The sequence below is a fragment of the Klebsiella sp. WOUb02 genome, from assembly GCF_050058015.1.
In the GTDB taxonomy this organism is placed as follows: Bacteria; Pseudomonadota; Gammaproteobacteria; order Enterobacterales; family Enterobacteriaceae; genus Klebsiella.
The window spans coordinates 19895-37755 of record NZ_CP170106.1 but is presented as its reverse complement, the minus strand read 5'-3'; the positions used below and the strand labels follow the sequence as shown (position 1 = coordinate 37755).

Genomic DNA, 17861 nt, shown 5'->3' with positions numbered 1-17861 from the left:
AAAACGAGGGATTTCTGCGGGTAGACGAGCAAAATGCCATGCTCCGGACGTTGATAAAAGGCCGCTATGCGGCCTTTTTCCTTTCTTTACAATCCATCAACAGCGTAGCGGGAAATGCGAATTAAAGGTACTCAACCTTGATAATTTCGTATTCAACTTCACCGCCTGGCGTGCGGATTGTCACCACATCATCCTGTTCTTTACCGATCAGCCCGCGAGCGATCGGGGAGTTCACGGAGATAAGATTCTGCTTAAAATCCGCTTCGTCGTCGCCGACGATGCGATAAGACTGTTCTTCGTCGGTATCGACGTTCAGAACGCTCACCGTCGAACCAAAAATCACGCGGCCGTTGTTCGGCATTTTGGTGATATCGATAACCTGCGCATTGGACAGCTTGGCCTCAATATCTTTAATACGACCTTCACAGAAACCCTGCTGTTCGCGGGCCGCATGATACTCAGCGTTCTCTTTGAGATCGCCATGCTCACGGGCTTCGGCGATGGCGGCAATGATTTCAGGGCGACGTACGGATTTCAGAAAATCCAGCTCTTCGCGTAGTTTTTCAGCGCCACGTAAGGTCATCGGAATAGCTTGCATTTGTTATACCTCTTTATCATTCCTTCATGGAACGGATATCACCGTTCCGCAACCTGCCAGGCAAAAAGCAGGACAGGAGCAAAAAGAAAACCGACCCGGGAAACATTCCCCAGGTCAGCAGCAATTTTCAATTTGATACGTATTTTACCCTGAAGTTCACTATGGGTCATCGTTTACTTTACAGGGCGTTGCACCGTAGTATGACGGCTTGGTTTCAGGTTGTTAGCGCGAGATTATGCGATTTTCCAGATTTATCATCGGATTGACTGCCGGCATTGCGCTTAGCGCTCAGGCGGCGAACATTGACGAGTACATCAATCAGCTTCCTGCGGGCGCCAACCTCGCCTTTATGGCGCAAAAGGTTGGCTCCCCGACACCGGAGATAGACTTTCACAGCCAGCAAATGGCGCTACCGGCCAGTACTCAGAAGGTGATCACCGCGCTGGCCGCCCTGCTCCAGCCTGGGGCCGGACTTTCGTTTTACCACCACTCTGGAAACCAAAGGCACCCTCGACGGCGGCGTGCTGAAAGGTGACCTGATTGCCCGTTTTGGCGGCGATCCTACGCTCAGGCGGCAGGATATACGCAATATGGTGGCCACGCTCAAGAAGGCCGGCGTCCAGCGGATCGAAGGGAACGTCCTGATCGATACATCGGTCTTCGCCAGCCATGACAAAGCGCCGGGCTGGCCGTGGAACGATTTGACGCAGTGCTTTAGCGCCCCGCCGGCGGCGGCGATCGTCGATCGTAACTGCTTCTCGATCTCGCTGTACAGCGCGCAGAAACCCGGCGATCTGGCGTTTATTCGCGTCGCTTCGTACTACCCGGTCACCATGTTCAGCCAGGTCCGCACGCTGGCCCGCGGCTCTGCGGAAGCCCAGTACTGCGAGCTCGACGTGGTTCCCGGCGATCTTAACCGCTACACCCTGACCGGCTGTCTGCCGCAGCGTAGCGAACCGCTGCCGCTGGCTTTTGCCATTCAGGACGGCGCCAGCTATGCCGGGGTGATTCTGAAGTCTGAATTGACCCAGGCCGGCATCACCTACAGTGGGACCCTGCTGCGCCAAACCCTGGCCAACGATCCGGGGACCGTGCTGGCGACCATCCAGTCGGCGCCGCTGCACGATCTCCTGCGCATCATGCTGAAAAAATCAGACAACATGATTGCCGATACCGTATTCCGCACCATTGGCCACGCGCGTCTCGGCGTGCCGGGCACCTGGCGCGCGGGTTCCGATGCGGTACGCCAAATCCTGCGCCAGCAGGCCGGCGTCGACCTGGGCAATACGATTATCGCCGACGGTTCCGGCCTGTCGCGGCACAACCTGATTGCCCCCGCCACGATGATGCAGGTGCTGCAATATATTGCCCAGCACGATAATGAGCTCAACTTCATTTCGATGCTGCCGCTCGCCGGCCATGACGGGTCGCTGCAGTATCGTGCTGGCCTGCATCAGGCGGGCGTTGATGGTAAAGTTTCCGCGAAGACCGGCTCCCTGCAGGGGGTCTATAATCTGGCGGGCTTCATCACCACCGCCAGCGGGCAGAAAGTCGCCTTCGTGCAGTATCTGTCCGGCTATGCGGTACCGCCAGCCGATCAGCGCAATCGTCGAATTCCGCTGGTGCGCTTCGAGAGCCGGCTGTATAAGGACTTGTACCAAAACAACTAAATACAAAAGGGCCGCATCAGATGCGGCCCTTTGCGTTCTACCCGAAGATGATCCCCGCCCGGCATTACGCCGCGGGGAACGGGCGCAAACCGGAATTAACGCTTGTAGATAAACTCAACGCCTTCTTCGTCGTCTTCGTCCCAGTCGTCATCCCAGTCTTCGTCATCTTCCACTTCGAGCTCAGCGCTTTCGAGCTGCTCGCGATGGTAGTCATCCCACATAAACTCGACTTTTTCAGCCGGCTTATCTTCCTGCGCGTGCACGATGGGGTTTTCGATGATAAAGGTCATCACGTCCCAGCATAGGTCTTTCACGCCCTGCTGGCTCGCCGCAGAAATCAGGTAGAATTTATCATCCCAGCCCAGCGCTTCGGCGATGGCTTTGGCCTTCGCTTCGGCTTGCTCTTTATCCATCAGGTCGATCTTGTTGAAGACCAGCCAGCGTGGCTTCGACGCCAGATCCTCACTGTATTTTTCCAGCTCACCGATGATAACGCGCGCATTCTCTACCGGATCGGAGCCATCGATCGGCTCAATATCGATGAGGTGCAGCAACACGCGGCAGCGCTCAAGGTGCTTGAGGAAGCGAATACCGAGGCCTGCGCCTTCAGCGGCGCCTTCAATCAGCCCTGGAATATCCGCCACGACGAAGCTCTTCTCGTTATCCATACGTACCACGCCGAGACTAGGAACCAGCGTGGTGAACGGATAATCGGCGACTTTCGGCTTCGCTGCAGAAACGGCGCGAATGAAGGTAGATTTACCGGCATTCGGCATCCCCAGCATCCCAACGTCTGCCAGCAGCATCAGCTCAAGCTGCAGATCGCGCTTGTCGCCCGGCGTACCCATCGTTTTCTGACGCGGGGTACGGTTGACGGACGATTTGAAGCGGGTGTTGCCCAGGCCGTGCCAGCCGCCTTTAGCGACCATCAGCCGCTGACCGTGTTTGGTCATATCGCCCATGGTCTCTCCGGTGCCCTGATCGATAACGCGGGTCCCTACGGGTACCTTCACCGAGACGTCTTTACCGCGCTTACCGGTACAGTCGCGGCTTTGCCCGTTCTGCCCACGTTCAGCGCGAAAAGCTTTCTCAAAACGGTAGTCGATCAGGGTGTTCAGGTTCTCGTCCGCTTCCAGCCACACGTCGCCGCCATCGCCGCCGTCGCCGCCGTCAGGGCCGCCTCTCGGAATATATTTTTCACGGCGGAAGCTCACGCAACCGTTGCCGCCATCACCTGCTACGACCAGGATCGTTGCTTCATCAACAAACTTCATTTTACTCTCCGTAAATCATTCGCCTGAGCGGGGGACTACTACAACCGCTTCATTTTTACGCCAGCGTCCCCAAAGACGATGACCAATGGCGGAAAACATCGCGCCCGCAACCACGACAAACGCACCGAGATAACCCAACAGGTTTAACATCGGTTTGACGAAGAAATCGGGCCAGGCAATTGATAATAAATCTGAAAATAACAGCGTAAACAGCGGAGTTAGCGTAATCAAAGCGCTCACCTGCGCTGCCTGCCAGCGCGCCATCGCTTCCGCGAGTGCGCCATAACCTACCAGCGTGTTCAAACCACAAAAGATCAGGCACGCCAGACTGCCAGTCGCTTAGCTGGGATATCACACCCGGCTTTGCCAGCGGCAGCAATGCAATCGTACATAAAGTGTACAGCAAAAACAGAATTTGCTGTGACGCCAGACGACGCAATAATACCTTTTGCGCGACGCCGTAGCTCACCCACACCGTCGCTGCCGCCACGCCAAAGATCACGCCCCAGGTGTAATCCGTAAGACGGGTAAAAATCTCTATCAGGCTGGTATTGAAAAACATCACCAGCCCGCAGAGCAGCATTATCGCGCCGATAATCTGGGTCCCGCGCATCTTCTCCTTAAGGATGAAGACGCTGGCGACCATCATGCCGACAGGAGACAGCTGGCCAATCACCTGCGAGGCCGTCGGGCTTAGATATTGCAACGATGAACTGAACAGCACGAAGTTGCCAAACAGACCGCCCGTCGCAATAGCCAGTACGATGAGCCAGCGAGGCTTGCGGAAAATACGCAGCGGCGGCAGCTTGCCTTTAATCGCCAGGATCAACCCGAGGCCAATACTCGCCATTAAAAAGCGATAGAACACCACCGTTGGCGGCTCCATCACTTCCAGAACCTGCTTCATTGCGATGGGCAGCGCACCCCAGCACATTGCGGTGGTGAGCGCCAAAACAATACCTATGCCGGCCTGCTGCTTCATGCCCGTTTTACCTGCGGAAAATTTTCCGGACTTCTAATGTAAAAAGCCCCGCAACACGTTGCGGGGCTTTAATCCGTTACCGGACCTCGAAAACCTTACTCAGCAACGATGCTGATATATTTACGGTTGTTCGGGCCTTTAACTTCAAATTTCACTTTACCGTCTGCTTTAGCAAACAGAGTGTGGTCACGACCGCAACCTACGTTGTTACCAGCGTGGAATTTGGTGCCACGCTGACGAACGATGATGCTACCCGCCAGAACGGTTTCGCCACCGAAACGCTTAACGCCCAGGCGTTTAGCTTCTGAGTCGCGACCGTTACGAGTTGAGCCGCCAGCCTTTTTATGTGCCATTTAAATCTCTCCTCAGGTCTTAGGCGCTGATGCCAGTAATTTTCACATCAGTGAACCACTGACGATGGCCCTGCTGCTTACGGTAGTGTTTACGACGACGAAACTTAACGATTTTAACTTTCTCGCCACGACCGTGAGCAACAACTTCAGCTTTGATGACGCCGCCCTCAACGAAAGGAACGCCGATCTTGATTTCTTCACCGTTTGCGACCATCAGCACTTCAGCGAACTCAACAGCTTCGCCAGTTGCGATGTCCAGCTTTTCCAGGCGAATGGTCTGACCTTCGCTTACTCGGTGTTGTTTACCACCACTTTGGAAAACCGCGTACATATAAAACTCCGCTTCCGCGCACCTCTTAATGTGATTTAGAGTGCGCTATAAATATTCACAATAGGGCGCGAATATTACGCAAAAGGCGAGCCTTTGACAAGAGCGATCGTCGCTCAACGCAGAAAAAAAACACAACTTTCACGCTAACGTTTATCTATGCCATTTTTTCAGTACAATCATAGCTTCTTTTAATTCTATCTTAATCCTGCTGTGAACCCACCTGGATTCGCGGTAGCAGGACATGTGGCCCGGCTTTTGCGATGAATTTAGAAAAAATCAATGAGTTAACCGCGCAAGATATGGCGGGTGTCAATGCGGCAATCCTTGAGCAACTCGACTCAGATGTTCAGCTTATCAATCAGTTAGGCTATTACATCGTCAGCGGAGGCGGTAAACGTATTCGCCCGATGATCGCAGTCCTCGCGGCGCGCGCCGTCGGTTACCAGGGGAATTCGCACGTCACCATTGCCGCGCTGATCGAATTTATCCATACCGCGACCCTGCTTCATGATGATGTCGTTGATGAGTCGGATATGCGTCGTGGTAAAGCCACGGCCAATGCGGCTTTTGGCAACGCAGCCAGCGTACTGGTTGGTGATTTTATCTATACCCGCTCTTTCCAGATGATGACCAGCCTCGGTTCGCTGAAGGTGCTGGAGGTCATGTCGAAAGCCGTTAACGTCATTGCCGAAGGCGAAGTCCTGCAGCTGATGAACGTTAACGACCCGGACATCACGGAAGAAAACTACATGCGGGTGATTTACAGCAAAACGGCCCGACTGTTCGAGGCTGCCGCCCAGTGCTCCGGGATTCTGGCCGGCTGTACCGAGGAAGAGGAGCGGGCATTACAGGACTATGGCCGCTACCTGGGCACCGCTTTCCAGCTGATCGATGATTTGCTGGACTATAGCTCCGACGGCGAGCGTCTTGGTAAAAACGTGGGCGATGACCTGAACGAAGGTAAACCTACTCTACCGCTGCTGCATGCAATGCGCCACGGTACTGCTGAGCAGTCCGCGATGATTCGAGGCGCCATCGAGCAGGGTAACGGTCGTCACCTGTTGGCGGCAGTCCTCGAGGCAATGGCAGCCTGTGGTTCGCTGGAATGGACGCAAAAACGCGCGGAAGAAGAAGCCGATAAGGCGATTGTCGCGCTTCAGGTTTTACCCGACTCGCCGTGGCGCGAAGCGCTCATCGGCCTTGCGCACATCGCCGTACAGCGCGATCGTTAATCTCTCTTGCGCCCTTCCCGCGCCTCGCGCGGGAAAGTTCCAGTAAAAATCCCCCCCTCATTAAATACCCCTCTTAACCTTGATGAATTCTGAATATTCGAACCATTTACTGGAACTTGTTAGAACCTTAATAAACCAGGGGTATAGTGAGCCTGTCGTCCGCTTGGGGCGATCTGGAATCTTACCACCAGGAGAATTTATGGATAAGTTCATCGATTGGCACCCGGCCGATATTATCGCCGGATTACGCAAAAAAGGAACGTCGCTGGCAGCGGAGTCACGACGTAACGGTTTGAGTTCCTCTACCCTGGCCAATGCGCTAACCCGGCCGTGGCCGAAAGGCGAACTGATTATTGCTAACGCGCTGGGAACCACGCCCTGGACTATTTGGCCATCACGCTACCATGACCCGATTAGCCATCGGTTTATCGACAGGACGCAGATGATACGCCAAAAGAAAAGTGAGAAGTGAGTCGAGGTAATACAGGATGCAGCCCCCGGACGGAGGTCAGAGGGCTGCTACAGCAGATTTATTTACTCGCCTTTTACGCGTTCAATATTCGCGCCCAGCGCCTGCAGCTTATCTTCAATGCGCTCGTATCCGCGGTCGATGTGATAGATACGATCGACAATCGTGGTGCCTTCTGCAATACAGCCCGCCAGTACCAGGCTCGCCGATGCGCGCAGGTCGGTTGCCATCACCTGAGCACCGGAGAGCTGCGACACGCCGTGGCAGATCGCCGTATTGCTTTCAATTTCCGCGTGTGCGCCCATACGGATCAGTTCCGGAATGTGCATAAAGCGGTTTTCGAAAATGGTCTCAGTGATTACGCCGGTGCCTTCCGCCACCAGGTTTAGCAGCGTAAACTGCGCCTGCATGTCAGTCGGGAACCCCGGGTGCGGCGCGGTACGTACGTTGACCGCTTTCGGACGATTGCCGTGCATATCAAGGCTAATCCAGTCTTCACCGGTCTCAATATCGGCGCCCGCCTCGCGCAGCTTGGCCAGCACGGCATCGAGGGTATCGGGCTGCGCATTGCGGCAGACGATTTTACCGCCGGAGATTGCCGCTGCGACCAGGAAGGTCCCGGTTTCGATGCGGTCCGGCAGAACGCGGTATACGCCGCCGCCCAGACGCTCTACGCCCTCAATGGTAATGCGGTCAGAACCCTGGCCCTTAATTTTCGCGCCCAGCGCAACGAGGAAGTTGGCGGTATCGACGATTTCCGGCTCACGCGCGGCGTTTTCGATAACGGTGGTGCCTTCCGCCAGCGTCGCGGCGCTCATAATGGTGACGGTCGCGCCAACGCTGACCTTATCCATGACGATATGCGCGCCCTTGAGGCGTCCATTGACCGATGCCTTGACGTAGCCCTCTTCCAGCTTGATCTCGGCACCCAGCTGCTCCAGGCCGGTAATATGCAGGTCAACCGGACGGGCGCCGATCGCACAGCCGCCCGGCAGTGAAACCTGGCCCTGGCCAAAACGCGCCACCAGCGGCCCCAGCGCCCAAATAGAGGCGCGCATGGTTTTGACCAAATCATACGGAGCACAGAAGACGTCAACCGGGCCGGCATCAATCCATACGGAACCGTTACGCTCAACTTTAGCGCCGAGCTGGCTCAGCAGCTTCATCGTGGTATCGATATCTTTCAGCTTCGGTACATTCTGGATCTCAACCGGCTCGTCTGCCAGCAGTGCGGCAAAGAGGATCGGCAGAGCTGCGTTTTTCGCACCGGAGATGGTGACTTCGCCCTGGAGACGGGTCGGACCCTGAACACGGAATTTATCCATTGATTCTGTTCTCTGTTAAGAATTCATATACGCTGCAGGGAGCATCCCTACAGCTTAAAAGCCATTTAGCTTGCGATCGCGAGCCCACTCCTGCGGGGTATACGCCTTGATCGACAGAGCATGGATGCGGTTGTCGGCAATATATTCCATCAGCGGGGCGTAGATAGTCTGCTGCTTCTTCACCCGGCTCATGCCGTCGAACAGCTCGCCCACAGCAATAACCTGAAAGTGACTGCCATCGCCAGAGACGTGGACTTCCTGGAGGGAGAGTGCGTTCATCAGCACGGTCTGAATTTCATGATTTTCCATGGGTTCAAATTTTATCTGGTAGTGAAAATAGCCCAACATCTTAGAGGAAAGTGACGCGGTCTTAAACAAGCAAAAAGCCCCATCGAAAATATTGATGAGGCTTTGCGGATAACGCCAGTGGTAACACTCTGAAAAATTATGGGATCATATCGACGGGAAGGTTGTAAAGACCGACCAACGTTTGCAAATTATCGCTCTTGCCGATCAGCTGTGCCTCTCTGCCCTGACGACGAATCAGCGCCACGAAATGCACCAGTAGCGCCAGGCCCGCGGTATCGACCCGGGTGACCGCGTTCAGGTCGATCGTCGATACGCCTTCGGTCGCCTGCGCACGCTCTTCCCAGAGCGGGACCAGCAGATCCTGGTCCAGCTCCCCCTGCAGCGCCAGGCGGTCGCCGCTGCGGCTCCAGCTCGGCTGCCCGCTCATTATTTTTTCTGTTCCAGGGTGATCGGCTGCGCGGAGATCGATTTCAGCCTGCGCGGTCAGGCCGTCAACGCCTTTAGTACGCAGCAGATCGCTCCATTCGTTCTGCTTGGTGGTGATCATGCTCACCCCTTCGGCAATCATATCGTAAGCCTGCCAGTTGCCGGTCTGGGTGTTTTTACGCCACTGGAAGTCCAGGCGCACCGGCGGACGACCGTTAGGATCGACTATCGTCACGCGGATAGGCACGATAGTCGCATCGCCCAGCGGCTGCTCCGGCGCGATTTGATAGGTCTGACCGTGGTACAGCGCCAGCGCCTGGCCGTATGCCTGCTTCAGATATTCGCGGAAGGCGGTAAAATAGGCCTCACGCTGTGCCGGGGTCGCATCTTTGTAATAGCGGCCCAGCACCAGCGCGCCGGCATACTTCACCTGCACGTACGGCATCAGCTCCTGGTCGACGATTTCGCGCAGATAGTTCGGGTTAGCCTGAATCTTCGGCTGCTCGTTTTTCAGGCGGTCGAAGGTTTTCTGCGCGGCTTCATTCATCAGCTTGTACGGATTGGACTGATCCGCTGCGGTCGCAGCAGTCAATGGCGCAATCGCCAGCATGGCGATCATCAGTAAGCGTTTAAACATATCGGGTCTCTCCTGAATTAGTGCGTCGTTGCGGCAGGCTGCGCTGCGTCAGTATGGCTTTCCTGGGCGGCCGGATCATCGCCAGAATTCTTATTGTCGCTGCCTTTACTGTTGTAAAGGAACTGGCCAATCAGATCTTCCAGCACCATGGCAGATTTGGTGTCCTGAATCGTCCCACCATCCTTAAGGATAGATGTCCCCAGCTCCGGGTCTTCAAACCCCATATTCAGCGCCAGATACTGCTCGCCCAGCAGGCCTGAAGTACGAATGGCCAGCGAGCTGGAGTCAGGGATATGGTTGTAGCGCTCATCGATATCGATGGCCACCCGCGGCAGGTACGTTTTCGGATCGAGGGTAATGTCCGCCACCCGGCCGACGACCACGCCGCCAATGCGCACCGGCGACCGCGCCTTCAGACCGCCGATATTGTCGAACGTCGCGTAAAGACGATACGTCGGCTCGGTCCGCAGCGAGGTCACGTTCGCAGCCTTCAGGCATACAAACAGCGCCGCCAGCAGCGCCGCCAGTAAAAATACGCCTACCCAGATTTCACTTTTTTTCGTTTGCATGAACTCAATTCCCAAACATCAGCGCAGTCAGCACAAAATCCAGCCCCAGAACCGCCAGCGACGAATGCACCACGGTGCGCGTCGTTGCCCGGCTAATCCCTGCGGAAGTGGGGATGGCGTCATAACCGTTAAATAACGCCACCCATGTCACCGTAATGGCGAAAACCAGACTCTTAATCAGGCAGTTAACCAGATCCATTCGCCAGTCGACGGCATTTTGCATCGCGGTCCAGAAGAAGCCGCCGTCGATACCTTTCCAGTTAACGCCAACCAGCGAACCGCCCCAGACCCCCACCGCGACGAAAATAACCGTCAGCAGCGGCAGTGAGATAACGCCAGCCCAGAAGCGCGGCGATATTACGCGACGCAGCGGATCGACGGCCATCATCTCCATGCTCGAAAGCTGCTCGGTCGCTCGCATCAGCCCTATTTCGGCGGTCAGAGCCGAACCGGCGCGCCCGGCGAACAGCAGCGCGGCAACCACCGGCCCCAGCTCGCGCAGCAGAGACAGCGCCACCAGCATACCAAGACTGGTTTCTGCGCTGTAGGTGGTCAATACCAGATACCCCTGCAGGCCGAGCACCATGCCGATGAACAGCCCCGACACGATGATGATCAGCATCGACAGCACGCCAACGTTGTACAGCTGGCGCACCAGCAGCGGCGCGTGCTTGCGAAACTCCGGCTTGCCGACAACGGCGTTGAAAAGCATTAACCCGGCACGCCCAAAAGCCGCGGTGGTTTTAATCCCCCGATGCCCGAGCGATGCCAGCATATTTAGCAGCATCAGTCGTTTAACTCCCTATGCCTAATAAATCATGCTGATAGTCGCCTGCCGGATAGCGGAACGGCACCGGGCCGTCGGCGATGCCATCAATAAACTGACGAACCCGAGGGTCGGCATTTTCCCGCAGCGAGCGGGCGCTGCCGTGGGCGACGATTTTCTTATCGGCGACAATATATGCGTAGTCCGCAATACTGAGCACTTCCGGTACGTCGTGCGATACCACGATGCAGGTCACGCCGAGGGTGCTGTTGAGTTCAGAAATCAGCTTCACCAGCACGCCCATGGTGATGGGATCCTGGCCGACAAACGGCTCGTCGAACATGATGAGATCCGGCTCCAGCGCGATAGCCCTTGCCAGAGCTGCGCGGCGCGCCATACCGCCGGATAGCTCAGAAGGCATCAGCATTGCCGCTCCGCGCAGGCCAACGGCCTCAAGCTTCATCATCACGGTGGTATGCAGCAGCGCTTCGGGCAGATGCGTATGCTCACGCAGCGGATAGGCCACGTTATTAAAGACGTTCATATCGGTGAACAGCGCGCCGGACTGAAACAGCATGCTCATGCGCTTACGTACGGTATACAGGCGCGAACGCGACATCTGCGGCACGTTTTCGCCATCAAACAGGATCTCGCCGCTGTCCGGTGGGATCTGACCGCCGATCAGGCGCAGCAGGGTCGTTTTACCGATTCCCGATGGCCCCATGATCGCCGTGATCTTACCGCGCGGTACCGACAGCGAGATATCATCAAAGATCGCGCGATCGCCCCGAGAGAAGCTGATACCGCGTACTTCGACTAAATTCGCCAGAGTTTGGCTCATAAAATCATCCTTACAAAACATCCCTCAGGCTAAGCATGGTGCTTTCTTTCACCATAAACCCAACATTTTTACAGAATCTTACCTGCACGGGTTAGCGAAAGCTGGCATTTGTTTTACTTTTGACAAACATAAAGTCAAAATTAAGAATTCGTTACGCTGCGTACGGACGATCAGCGAGGCGACGATTATACCTGAAGAAAGGACTTTAGATGCTCTTAGCGACGGCTCTGTTAATAATTGGTTTACTGCTGGTGGTCTACAGCGCCGATCGTCTGGTCTACGCCGCTTCAATACTGTGCCGCATGATAGGGATCCCGCCGCTTATTATTGGTATGACGGTGGTAAGCATCGGCACCAGCCTACCCGAAATCATCGTCTCCGCGGCCGCCTCCCTGCACGGGCAGACCGATCTGGCCATCGGCACGGCGATCGGTTCCAACATCACCAATATCTTATTAATTCTTGGCCTCGCCGCCTTACTCCATCCATTTACCGTACATTCTGATATCCTGCGCCGCGAACTGCCGCTAATGTTGCTGGTCAGCCTGCTCGCGAGCTTTGTCCTGTACGACGGCCAGCTCTCGCGCATGGACGGTCTTTTTTTACTGGCGCTAGCCATACTGTGGCTGCTGTTCACGGTAAAAATAGCCCGCATCGCCGAGCGTCAGGGTAATGATAGCCTGACCCGGGAACAAATTGCGGAGCTGCCGCGAGAAGGATCGCTTCCCGTCGCCCTGCTGTGGCTGGGGGTAGCGCTGATTGTTATGCCGATGGCGACCCGCATGGTGGTGGATAATGCGACCGTGCTGGCGAACTACTTCGCCATCAGCGAACTGACCGTCGGCCTCACGGTGGTCGCCATCGGCACCAGCCTGCCGGAGCTGGCAACGGCGATTGCTGGCGCGCGTAAAGGGGAAGATGATATTGCCATCGGGAATATCATTGGCGCCAATATCCTGAATATTGTGCTGGTTCTCGGGCTGCCGGCGCTGATCGCGCCGGGATCCTTCGCCCCGGAAGCGTTTACGCGCGACTATGCCGTCATGATGCTGGTCAGCGTCGTTTTCGCCCTGCTGTGCTGGCGCCGTAAGCGGCAGCCCGGCCGGCTCGCCGGGGCGCTGCTGGTCGGCGGTTTTGTGGTTTGGTTGGCGATGCTGTACTGGGCAGCACCGCTCTTTGGTGAATGAATCGGGATACCATTATGTCGCAAACAGATTTGCCAACGGATTTTGACTTTCAACGGGCAGGCCGCGAGGTGCTGGAAATTGAACGTGAAGGTCTGGCTCAGCTCGATCAATACATTAATGAAGATTTTACGCGCGCCTGCGAAACGATTTTCCGCTGCGCCGGCAAAGTGGTGGTCATGGGGATGGGCAAGTCCGGGCACATCGGGCGTAAAATGGCGGCCACCTTCGCCAGCACCGGTACGCCGTCGTTCTTCGTTCATCCCGGTGAGGCGGCCCACGGCGATTTAGGCATGGTCACGCCACAGGACGTGATTATCGCCCTGTCGAACTCCGGCGAGTCGAACGAAATATTAGCGCTGATCCCGGTGCTTAAACGGCAGCGGGTGCCGCTGATCTGCATGACCAGCCGTGTGGAAAGCAGCATGGCGCGCGCGGCGGATATCCATCTGTCCGTGAAGGTGCTGAAAGAAGCCTGTCCGCTGGGCCTGGCCCCGACGTCAAGCACCACCGCGGCGCTGGTGATGGGCGATGCGCTGGCGGTCGCGCTGCTGGAAGCGCGCGGCTTTACCGCCGAAGATTTCGCCCTGTCGCACCCCGGCGGCGCGCTGGGCCGCAAGCTGCTGCTGCGGGTCAATGATATCATGCACACCGGCGATGAAATCCCGCACGTTACTCTGCAGGCGACGCTGCGCGACGCGCTGCTGGAAATCACGCGTAAAAATTTAGGCATGACCGCGGTCTGCGACGATCGGATGAACATCATCGGTATTTTCACCGACGGCGATCTGCGCCGGGTGTTCGATTCCGGGGTCGATATGCGTAATGCCGGCATCGCCGAGGTCATGACGCCGGGCGGGATTCGCATCCGCCCCGGCACCCTGGCGGTCGATGCGCTAAATCTGATGCAAGCCCGTCATATCACCTGCGTATTAGTTGCCGATGGCGACCGTCTGTTGGGTGTGGTACATATGCACGATCTCCTGCGCGCAGGCGTAGTGTAAGTAAGGATAAAATAATGAATAATGCTGATGCTCTGCTGGCGACCTGCTACGGACCGGTAAGCCCTGAATTTCTCCAGCGCGCGGCGAAGATCCGTTTACTGATCCTCGACGTTGACGGCGTCCTTTCCGACGGTCTTATCTATATGGGCAATAACGGCGAAGAGCTAAAGGCGTTCAACGTCCGCGATGGTTACGGGATCCGCTGCGCGCTGACTTCAGGTATTGAAGTGGCGATTATTACCGGGCGAAACGCTAAACTGGTAGAAGATCGCTGTCAGACGTTAGGCATTACGCATCTGTATCAGGGGCAGTCCGATAAGCTGCTGGCCTTCCGTGAGCTATTAAGCAAGCTGGCGGTCCGTGCGGACGAAGTGGCCTATATTGGCGATGACCTGATCGACTGGCCGGTAATGGCTGAGACAGGCTTAAGCGTTGCCGTAGCGGATGCGCACCCGCTGCTGCTTCCACGCGCAGACTATGTTACCCGCATCAACGGCGGGCGCGGAGCGGTACGCGAGGTCTGCGATTTGTTACTATTGGCGCAGGGCAAGCTGGATGAGGCCAAAGGGCAATCAATATGAGTAAAACCAGACGTTGGGTTATCATTTTACTGTCGCTGGTCGCGCTGATCCTGATCGGCCTTAACCTGGCGGGTACTGACGATAGCGCTCAGCAGGAGGTCAATCCTGATGACCCAACCTATACCAGCGAGCATACCGATACCGTCGTTTACAGTCCGGAGGGGGCGCTTAACTATCGTCTTATCGCCGAACACGTCGCGTATTTTTCTGCGCAGGAGCTGTCGTGGTTCACTCAGCCGGTGATGACCACCTTTGATACCAACAAAGTCCCAAGCTGGTCAATCAAAGCGGACAAAGCCAGGCTGACCAAAGATCGTATGCTGTATCTTTATGGGCACGTTGAGGTGAATGCGCTAAGCCCTGACTCTCAACTGCGCAAAATTACGACGGATAACGCCCAGATAAACCTGGTGACGCAGGATGTTACCTCCGATGACATGGTAACGTTGTACGGGACAACATTTAATTCCAGTGGCCTAAAAATGCGCGGCAACCTGCGCAGCAAAAATGCCGAGCTGATTGAAAAGGTTAGAACCTCTTATGAAATTCAGAACAAACAAACTCAGCCTTAAGATTGCGCTCGCCAGCGCCATACTGGCCGTCAGCCTGCCGGCACTGGCAAAGACCGGTGATACCGATCAGCCGATTCACATCGAATCCGATCAGCAGTCGCTGGATATGCAGGGCAATGTTGTCACCTTTACCGGTAATGTCGTCGTGACCCAAGGCACTATCAAGATCAATGCCGACAAGGTCGTGGTCACGCGTCCCGGCGGCGAGAGAGGTAAAGAGGTGATCGACGGCTACGGCAATCCGGCAACCTTCTTCCAGATGCAGGATAACGGCAAACCGGTTAAAGGCCGCGCGTCGAAAATGCATTATGAACTGCAAAATGACTTCGTCGTGCTGACCGGCAATGCGCATCTGGAACAGATCGATAGCAATATCCAGGGCGACAAAATCACCTATCTGGTGAAAGAGCAGAAAATGCAGGCGTTCAGCAACAAAGGCGGGCGCGTGACTACGGTTCTGGTTCCTTCGCAGCTGCAGGACAAAGGCACCGCTCAGCCAAAGAAAGGTAAGTAATTCGTTATGGCAACATTAACTGCAAAGAATCTCGCCAAAGCTTATAAAGGCCGCCGCGTGGTGGAAGACGTCAGTCTGACCGTCAACTCCGGTGAGATTGTCGGCCTGCTCGGCCCGAACGGCGCCGGCAAAACCACCACCTTCTACATGGTGGTCGGCATTGTCCCGCGCGACGCCGGCAATATTATCATCGACGATGAGGATATCAGCCTGCTGCCGCTGCACGCCCGCGCGCGCCGGGGTATTGGCTACCTGCCGCAGGAGGCCTCGATTTTCCGTCGCCTGAGCGTCTACGACAACCTGATGGCGGTGCTGCAGATCCGTGACGATCTGAGCAGCGAACAGCGCGACGATCGCGCGAAAGAGCTGATGGAAGAGTTTCATATCGAGCATCTGCGCGACAGCCTCGGTCAGGCGCTTTCCGGCGGCGAACGCCGCCGCGTTGAAATTGCCCGCGCGCTGGCCGCCAACCCTAAATTTATCCTTCTGGATGAACCCTTTGCCGGCGTTGACCCCATTTCGGTTATCGATATCAAACGCATCATTGAGCATCTGCGCGACAGCGGTCTTGGCGTGCTGATCACCGACCATAACGTCAGGGAAACCCTGGCGGTCTGCGAACGGGCTTATATCGTCAGCCAGGGGCATCTCATTGCTCACGGCACCCCGCAGCAAATCCTTGAAGACGAGCAGGTTAAGCGCGTGTATCTTGGGGAAGACTTCAGACTCTGATAGGGTAGAAGTTACAGACGTTTTAGCCGGAGATATTAGCCCTGAATATGAAGCAAGGTTTGCAATTAAGGCTAAGCCAACAGCTTGCCATGACGCCGCAACTGCAGCAGGCCATTCGTTTGCTGCAGCTGTCCACGTTAGAACTCCAGCAGGAACTCCAGCAGGCGCTGGAGAGTAATCCATTGCTTGAGCAAACCGATCTTCACGATGAGGTAGAAACCAAAGAGGTCGAGGACCGCGAATCGCTGGATACCGTCGACGCTCTTGAACAAAAAGATATGCCGGAGGAGCTGCCGCTCGACGCCAGCTGGGATGAGATCTACACCGCCGGCACGCCGTCGGGCAACGGCGTCGATTATCAGGACGACGAGCTGCCTATCTATCAAGGCGAAACGACCCAAAGCCTGCAGGATTACCTGATGTGGCAGGTGGAGCTGACGCCGTTCACCGATACCGACCGCGCGATCGCCACCTCGATCGTCGATGCCGTTGATGACACCGGCTACCTCACTATTAGCCTGGAAGATATTGTCGAGAGCATCGACGATGACGAAATCGGTCTCGAAGAAGTGGAAGCGGTACTCAAGCGCATTCAGCGTTTCGACCCGGTTGGCGTGGCGGCAAAAGATCTGCGCGACTGCCTGCTGGTTCAGCTATCACAATACGCCAAAGAGACGCCGTGGCTGGAAGAGGCCCGGCTTATCATCAGCGATCATCTCGACCTGCTCGCCAATCACGACTTTCGCTCTCTGATGCGCGTTACGCGGCTGAAAGAGGAGGTGCTGAAAGAAGCGGTTAATCTGATCCAGTCGTTAGATCCGCGCCCGGGTCAATCGATCCAAACCAGTGAACCGGAATACGTGATCCCCGATGTGCTGGTGCGCAAGGTCAGCAATCGCTGGGTGGTAGAGCTCAATTCCGATAGCATCCCGCGCCTGAAAATCAACCAGCACTACGCCGCAATGGGCAACAGCACGCGTAACGACGCTGATAGCCAGTTTATCCGCAGTAACCTGCAGGAAGCCCGCTGGCTGATAAAAAGCCTGGAAAGCCGCAACGATACGCTGCTGCGCGTCAGCCGCTGCATCGTCGAACAGCAGCAGGCCTTCTTTGAACAGGGCGAGGAGTTTATGAAACCGATGGTGCTGGCGGATATCGCTCAGGCCGTCGAAATGCATGAATCGACAATTTCCCGCGTTACCACGCAAAAGTACCTGCACAGCCCGCGCGGAATTTTTGAACTGAAGTATTTCTTCTCCAGCCACGTGAATACCGAAGGCGGCGGCGAGGCATCGTCGACCGCAATTCGCGCCCTGGTGAAGAAGTTAATCGCCGCGGAGAACCCCGCGAAGCCGTTGAGTGACAGCAAGCTCACCACCATTCTGTCCGAACAGGGTATCATGGTGGCGCGCCGCACCGTCGCTAAGTACCGAGAGTCTTTATCCATTCCGCCGTCTAACCAGCGTAAGCAGCTGGTGTGACCCAACCGATA

At 56.0% G+C, this 17861-nt stretch carries 19 protein-coding genes and 3 pseudogenes; 10 read left to right on the top strand and 12 right to left on the bottom strand.

All coding sequences use genetic code 11. The features are described from left to right. Positions 1-121 precede the first annotated feature (121 nt). On the bottom strand, positions 122-598 hold the full coding sequence (gene greA, locus ABOC21_RS02230) for a transcription elongation factor GreA (RefSeq protein WP_426812291.1): 477 nt from the start codon (positions 596-598) through the stop codon (positions 122-124). Between the two features lie 235 nt (positions 599-833). On the opposite strand from greA, the pseudogene dacB reads away from it, so the two are divergent. Next, a pseudogene (gene dacB, locus ABOC21_RS02225) lies at positions 834-2268 on the top strand (serine-type D-Ala-D-Ala carboxypeptidase). 95 nt (positions 2269-2363) lie between these two features. Here dacB and cgtA read toward each other — a convergent pair. The 4 genes and pseudogenes from cgtA to rplU form a co-directional block, all read right to left on the bottom strand. Continuing rightward, on the bottom strand, positions 2364-3542 hold the full coding sequence (gene cgtA / locus ABOC21_RS02220) for an Obg family GTPase CgtA (protein ID WP_426812290.1): 1179 nt from the start codon (positions 3540-3542) through the stop codon (positions 2364-2366). Positions 3543-3557: 15 nt separating this feature from the next. Beyond that, positions 3558-4524 (bottom strand): annotated as a pseudogene (locus tag ABOC21_RS02215) (DMT family transporter). A gap of 95 nt (positions 4525-4619) precedes the next feature. Beyond that, a complete protein-coding gene (gene rpmA / locus ABOC21_RS02210) occupies positions 4620-4877 on the bottom strand; it encodes a 50S ribosomal protein L27 (RefSeq protein WP_007673187.1) in 258 nt (85 codons plus the stop codon). Between the two features lie 19 nt (positions 4878-4896). Further along, complete coding sequence (gene rplU, locus ABOC21_RS02205; RefSeq protein WP_041147407.1) at positions 4897-5208, bottom strand: 50S ribosomal protein L21; 312 nt, start codon at positions 5206-5208, stop codon at positions 4897-4899. Between the two features lie 260 nt (positions 5209-5468). Here rplU and ispB point away from each other — a divergent pair, with 260 nt between their 5' ends. Both ispB and sfsB read left to right on the top strand, forming a co-directional pair. Beyond that, positions 5469-6440 (top strand): octaprenyl diphosphate synthase, encoded by a 972-nt coding sequence (ispB, locus tag ABOC21_RS02200; protein ID WP_426812289.1) that lies wholly within the window; start codon positions 5469-5471, stop codon positions 6438-6440. Positions 6441-6639: 199 nt separating this feature from the next. Further along, the gene (gene sfsB / locus ABOC21_RS02195) at positions 6640-6912 is read left to right on the top strand and encodes a DNA-binding transcriptional regulator SfsB (protein ID WP_426812288.1); all 273 of its coding nucleotides are present in this window, start codon (positions 6640-6642) and stop codon (positions 6910-6912) included. 62 nt (positions 6913-6974) lie between these two features. Here the strand turns inward: sfsB and murA are convergent, their stop codons facing one another. The 7 genes and pseudogenes from murA to mlaF all read right to left on the bottom strand — a co-directional run bounded on the left by murA (position 6975) and on the right by mlaF (position 11782). Continuing rightward, on the bottom strand, positions 6975-8234 hold the full coding sequence (gene murA / locus ABOC21_RS02190; protein WP_426812287.1) for a UDP-N-acetylglucosamine 1-carboxyvinyltransferase: 1260 nt from the start codon (positions 8232-8234) through the stop codon (positions 6975-6977). 54 nt (positions 8235-8288) lie between these two features. Further along, on the bottom strand, positions 8289-8543 hold the full coding sequence (gene ibaG / locus ABOC21_RS02185; RefSeq protein WP_041147411.1) for a BolA family iron metabolism protein IbaG: 255 nt from the start codon (positions 8541-8543) through the stop codon (positions 8289-8291). Positions 8544-8679: 136 nt separating this feature from the next. Beyond that, positions 8680-8970, bottom strand: coding sequence for a lipid asymmetry maintenance protein MlaB (gene mlaB / locus ABOC21_RS02180; protein WP_426812286.1), 291 nt, complete (start codon positions 8968-8970; stop codon positions 8680-8682). Further along, positions 8970-9606 (bottom strand): annotated as a pseudogene (mlaC, locus tag ABOC21_RS02175) (phospholipid-binding protein MlaC). The gene mlaB and the pseudogene mlaC overlap by 1 nt, the downstream one beginning before the upstream one ends. Positions 9607-9623: 17 nt before the next feature. Then, positions 9624-10175, bottom strand: a complete 552-nt coding sequence (gene mlaD, locus ABOC21_RS02170; protein ID WP_426812285.1) for an outer membrane lipid asymmetry maintenance protein MlaD — start codon at positions 10173-10175, stop codon at positions 9624-9626. 4 nt (positions 10176-10179) lie between these two features. Further along, complete coding sequence (gene mlaE, locus ABOC21_RS02165; protein ID WP_426812284.1) at positions 10180-10962, bottom strand: lipid asymmetry maintenance ABC transporter permease subunit MlaE; 783 nt, start codon at positions 10960-10962, stop codon at positions 10180-10182. A gap of 7 nt (positions 10963-10969) precedes the next feature. Next, positions 10970-11782 carry a phospholipid ABC transporter ATP-binding protein MlaF gene (mlaF, locus tag ABOC21_RS02160; RefSeq protein WP_095099923.1) on the bottom strand — a complete coding sequence of 271 codons (813 nt, stop codon included), beginning with the start codon at positions 11780-11782 and terminating at the stop codon, positions 10970-10972. A gap of 209 nt (positions 11783-11991) precedes the next feature. Here mlaF and ABOC21_RS02155 point away from each other — a divergent pair, with 209 nt between their 5' ends. Genes ABOC21_RS02155 through rpoN form a run of 7 tightly spaced genes read left to right on the top strand, consistent with a single transcriptional unit; the run spans position 11992 to position 17850 of the window. After that, complete coding sequence (locus ABOC21_RS02155) at positions 11992-12969, top strand: calcium/sodium antiporter (protein ID WP_426812283.1); 978 nt, start codon at positions 11992-11994, stop codon at positions 12967-12969. Further along, positions 12966-13970, top strand: a complete 1005-nt coding sequence (gene kdsD, locus ABOC21_RS02150; RefSeq protein WP_426812282.1) for an arabinose-5-phosphate isomerase KdsD — start codon at positions 12966-12968, stop codon at positions 13968-13970. The genes ABOC21_RS02155 and kdsD overlap by 4 nt, the downstream gene beginning before the upstream one ends. Before the next feature lie 14 nt (positions 13971-13984). After that, the gene (gene kdsC / locus ABOC21_RS02145) at positions 13985-14551 is read left to right on the top strand and encodes a 3-deoxy-manno-octulosonate-8-phosphatase KdsC (protein WP_426812281.1); all 567 of its coding nucleotides are present in this window, start codon (positions 13985-13987) and stop codon (positions 14549-14551) included. Further along, positions 14548-15123 carry an LPS export ABC transporter periplasmic protein LptC gene (lptC, locus tag ABOC21_RS02140; protein ID WP_426812280.1) on the top strand — a complete coding sequence of 192 codons (576 nt, stop codon included), beginning with the start codon at positions 14548-14550 and terminating at the stop codon, positions 15121-15123. Before kdsC ends, lptC begins: the two co-directional genes overlap by 4 nt. Then, positions 15092-15637, top strand: a complete 546-nt coding sequence (gene lptA, locus ABOC21_RS02135) for a lipopolysaccharide ABC transporter substrate-binding protein LptA (protein ID WP_426812279.1) — start codon at positions 15092-15094, stop codon at positions 15635-15637. The genes lptC and lptA overlap by 32 nt, the downstream gene beginning before the upstream one ends. 6 nt (positions 15638-15643) lie before the next feature. Next, on the top strand, positions 15644-16369 hold the full coding sequence (gene lptB, locus ABOC21_RS02130; RefSeq protein WP_045856575.1) for an LPS export ABC transporter ATP-binding protein: 726 nt from the start codon (positions 15644-15646) through the stop codon (positions 16367-16369). Between the two features lie 47 nt (positions 16370-16416). Further along, entirely contained in the window at positions 16417-17850 is a 1434-nt protein-coding gene (gene rpoN, locus ABOC21_RS02125) for an RNA polymerase factor sigma-54 (protein ID WP_426812278.1), read from the top strand. The last annotated feature ends 11 nt before the right edge of the window (positions 17851-17861 follow it).

Excerpts from the sequence above, each read along its gene's own strand:
- greA (WP_426812291.1), bottom strand. The coding sequence starts at position 598 with ATGCAAGCTATTCCGATGACCTTACGTGGCGCTGAAAAACTACGCGAA.
- cgtA (WP_426812290.1), bottom strand. The coding sequence starts at position 3,542 with ATGAAGTTTGTTGATGAAGCAACGATCCTGGTCGTAGCAGGTGATGGC.
- rpmA (WP_007673187.1), bottom strand. The coding sequence starts at position 4,877 with ATGGCACATAAAAAGGCTGGCGGCTCAACTCGTAACGGTCGCGACTCA.
- rplU (WP_041147407.1), bottom strand. The coding sequence starts at position 5,208 with ATGTACGCGGTTTTCCAAAGTGGTGGTAAACAACACCGAGTAAGCGAA.
- ispB (WP_426812289.1), top strand. The coding sequence starts at position 5,469 with ATGAATTTAGAAAAAATCAATGAGTTAACCGCGCAAGATATGGCGGGT.
- sfsB (WP_426812288.1), top strand. The coding sequence starts at position 6,640 with ATGGATAAGTTCATCGATTGGCACCCGGCCGATATTATCGCCGGATTA.
- murA (WP_426812287.1), bottom strand. The coding sequence starts at position 8,234 with ATGGATAAATTCCGTGTTCAGGGTCCGACCCGTCTCCAGGGCGAAGTC.
- ibaG (WP_041147411.1), bottom strand. The coding sequence starts at position 8,543 with ATGGAAAATCATGAAATTCAGACCGTGCTGATGAACGCACTCTCCCTC.
- mlaB (WP_426812286.1), bottom strand. The coding sequence starts at position 8,970 with ATGAGCGGGCAGCCGAGCTGGAGCCGCAGCGGCGACCGCCTGGCGCTG.
- mlaD (WP_426812285.1), bottom strand. The coding sequence starts at position 10,175 with ATGCAAACGAAAAAAAGTGAAATCTGGGTAGGCGTATTTTTACTGGCG.
- mlaE (WP_426812284.1), bottom strand. The coding sequence starts at position 10,962 with ATGCTGCTAAATATGCTGGCATCGCTCGGGCATCGGGGGATTAAAACC.
- mlaF (WP_095099923.1), bottom strand. The coding sequence starts at position 11,782 with ATGAGCCAAACTCTGGCGAATTTAGTCGAAGTACGCGGTATCAGCTTC.
- ABOC21_RS02155 (WP_426812283.1), top strand. The coding sequence starts at position 11,992 with ATGCTCTTAGCGACGGCTCTGTTAATAATTGGTTTACTGCTGGTGGTC.
- kdsD (WP_426812282.1), top strand. The coding sequence starts at position 12,966 with ATGAATCGGGATACCATTATGTCGCAAACAGATTTGCCAACGGATTTT.
- kdsC (WP_426812281.1), top strand. The coding sequence starts at position 13,985 with ATGAATAATGCTGATGCTCTGCTGGCGACCTGCTACGGACCGGTAAGC.
- lptC (WP_426812280.1), top strand. The coding sequence starts at position 14,548 with ATGAGTAAAACCAGACGTTGGGTTATCATTTTACTGTCGCTGGTCGCG.
- lptA (WP_426812279.1), top strand. The coding sequence starts at position 15,092 with ATGAAATTCAGAACAAACAAACTCAGCCTTAAGATTGCGCTCGCCAGC.
- lptB (WP_045856575.1), top strand. The coding sequence starts at position 15,644 with ATGGCAACATTAACTGCAAAGAATCTCGCCAAAGCTTATAAAGGCCGC.
- rpoN (WP_426812278.1), top strand. The coding sequence starts at position 16,417 with ATGAAGCAAGGTTTGCAATTAAGGCTAAGCCAACAGCTTGCCATGACG.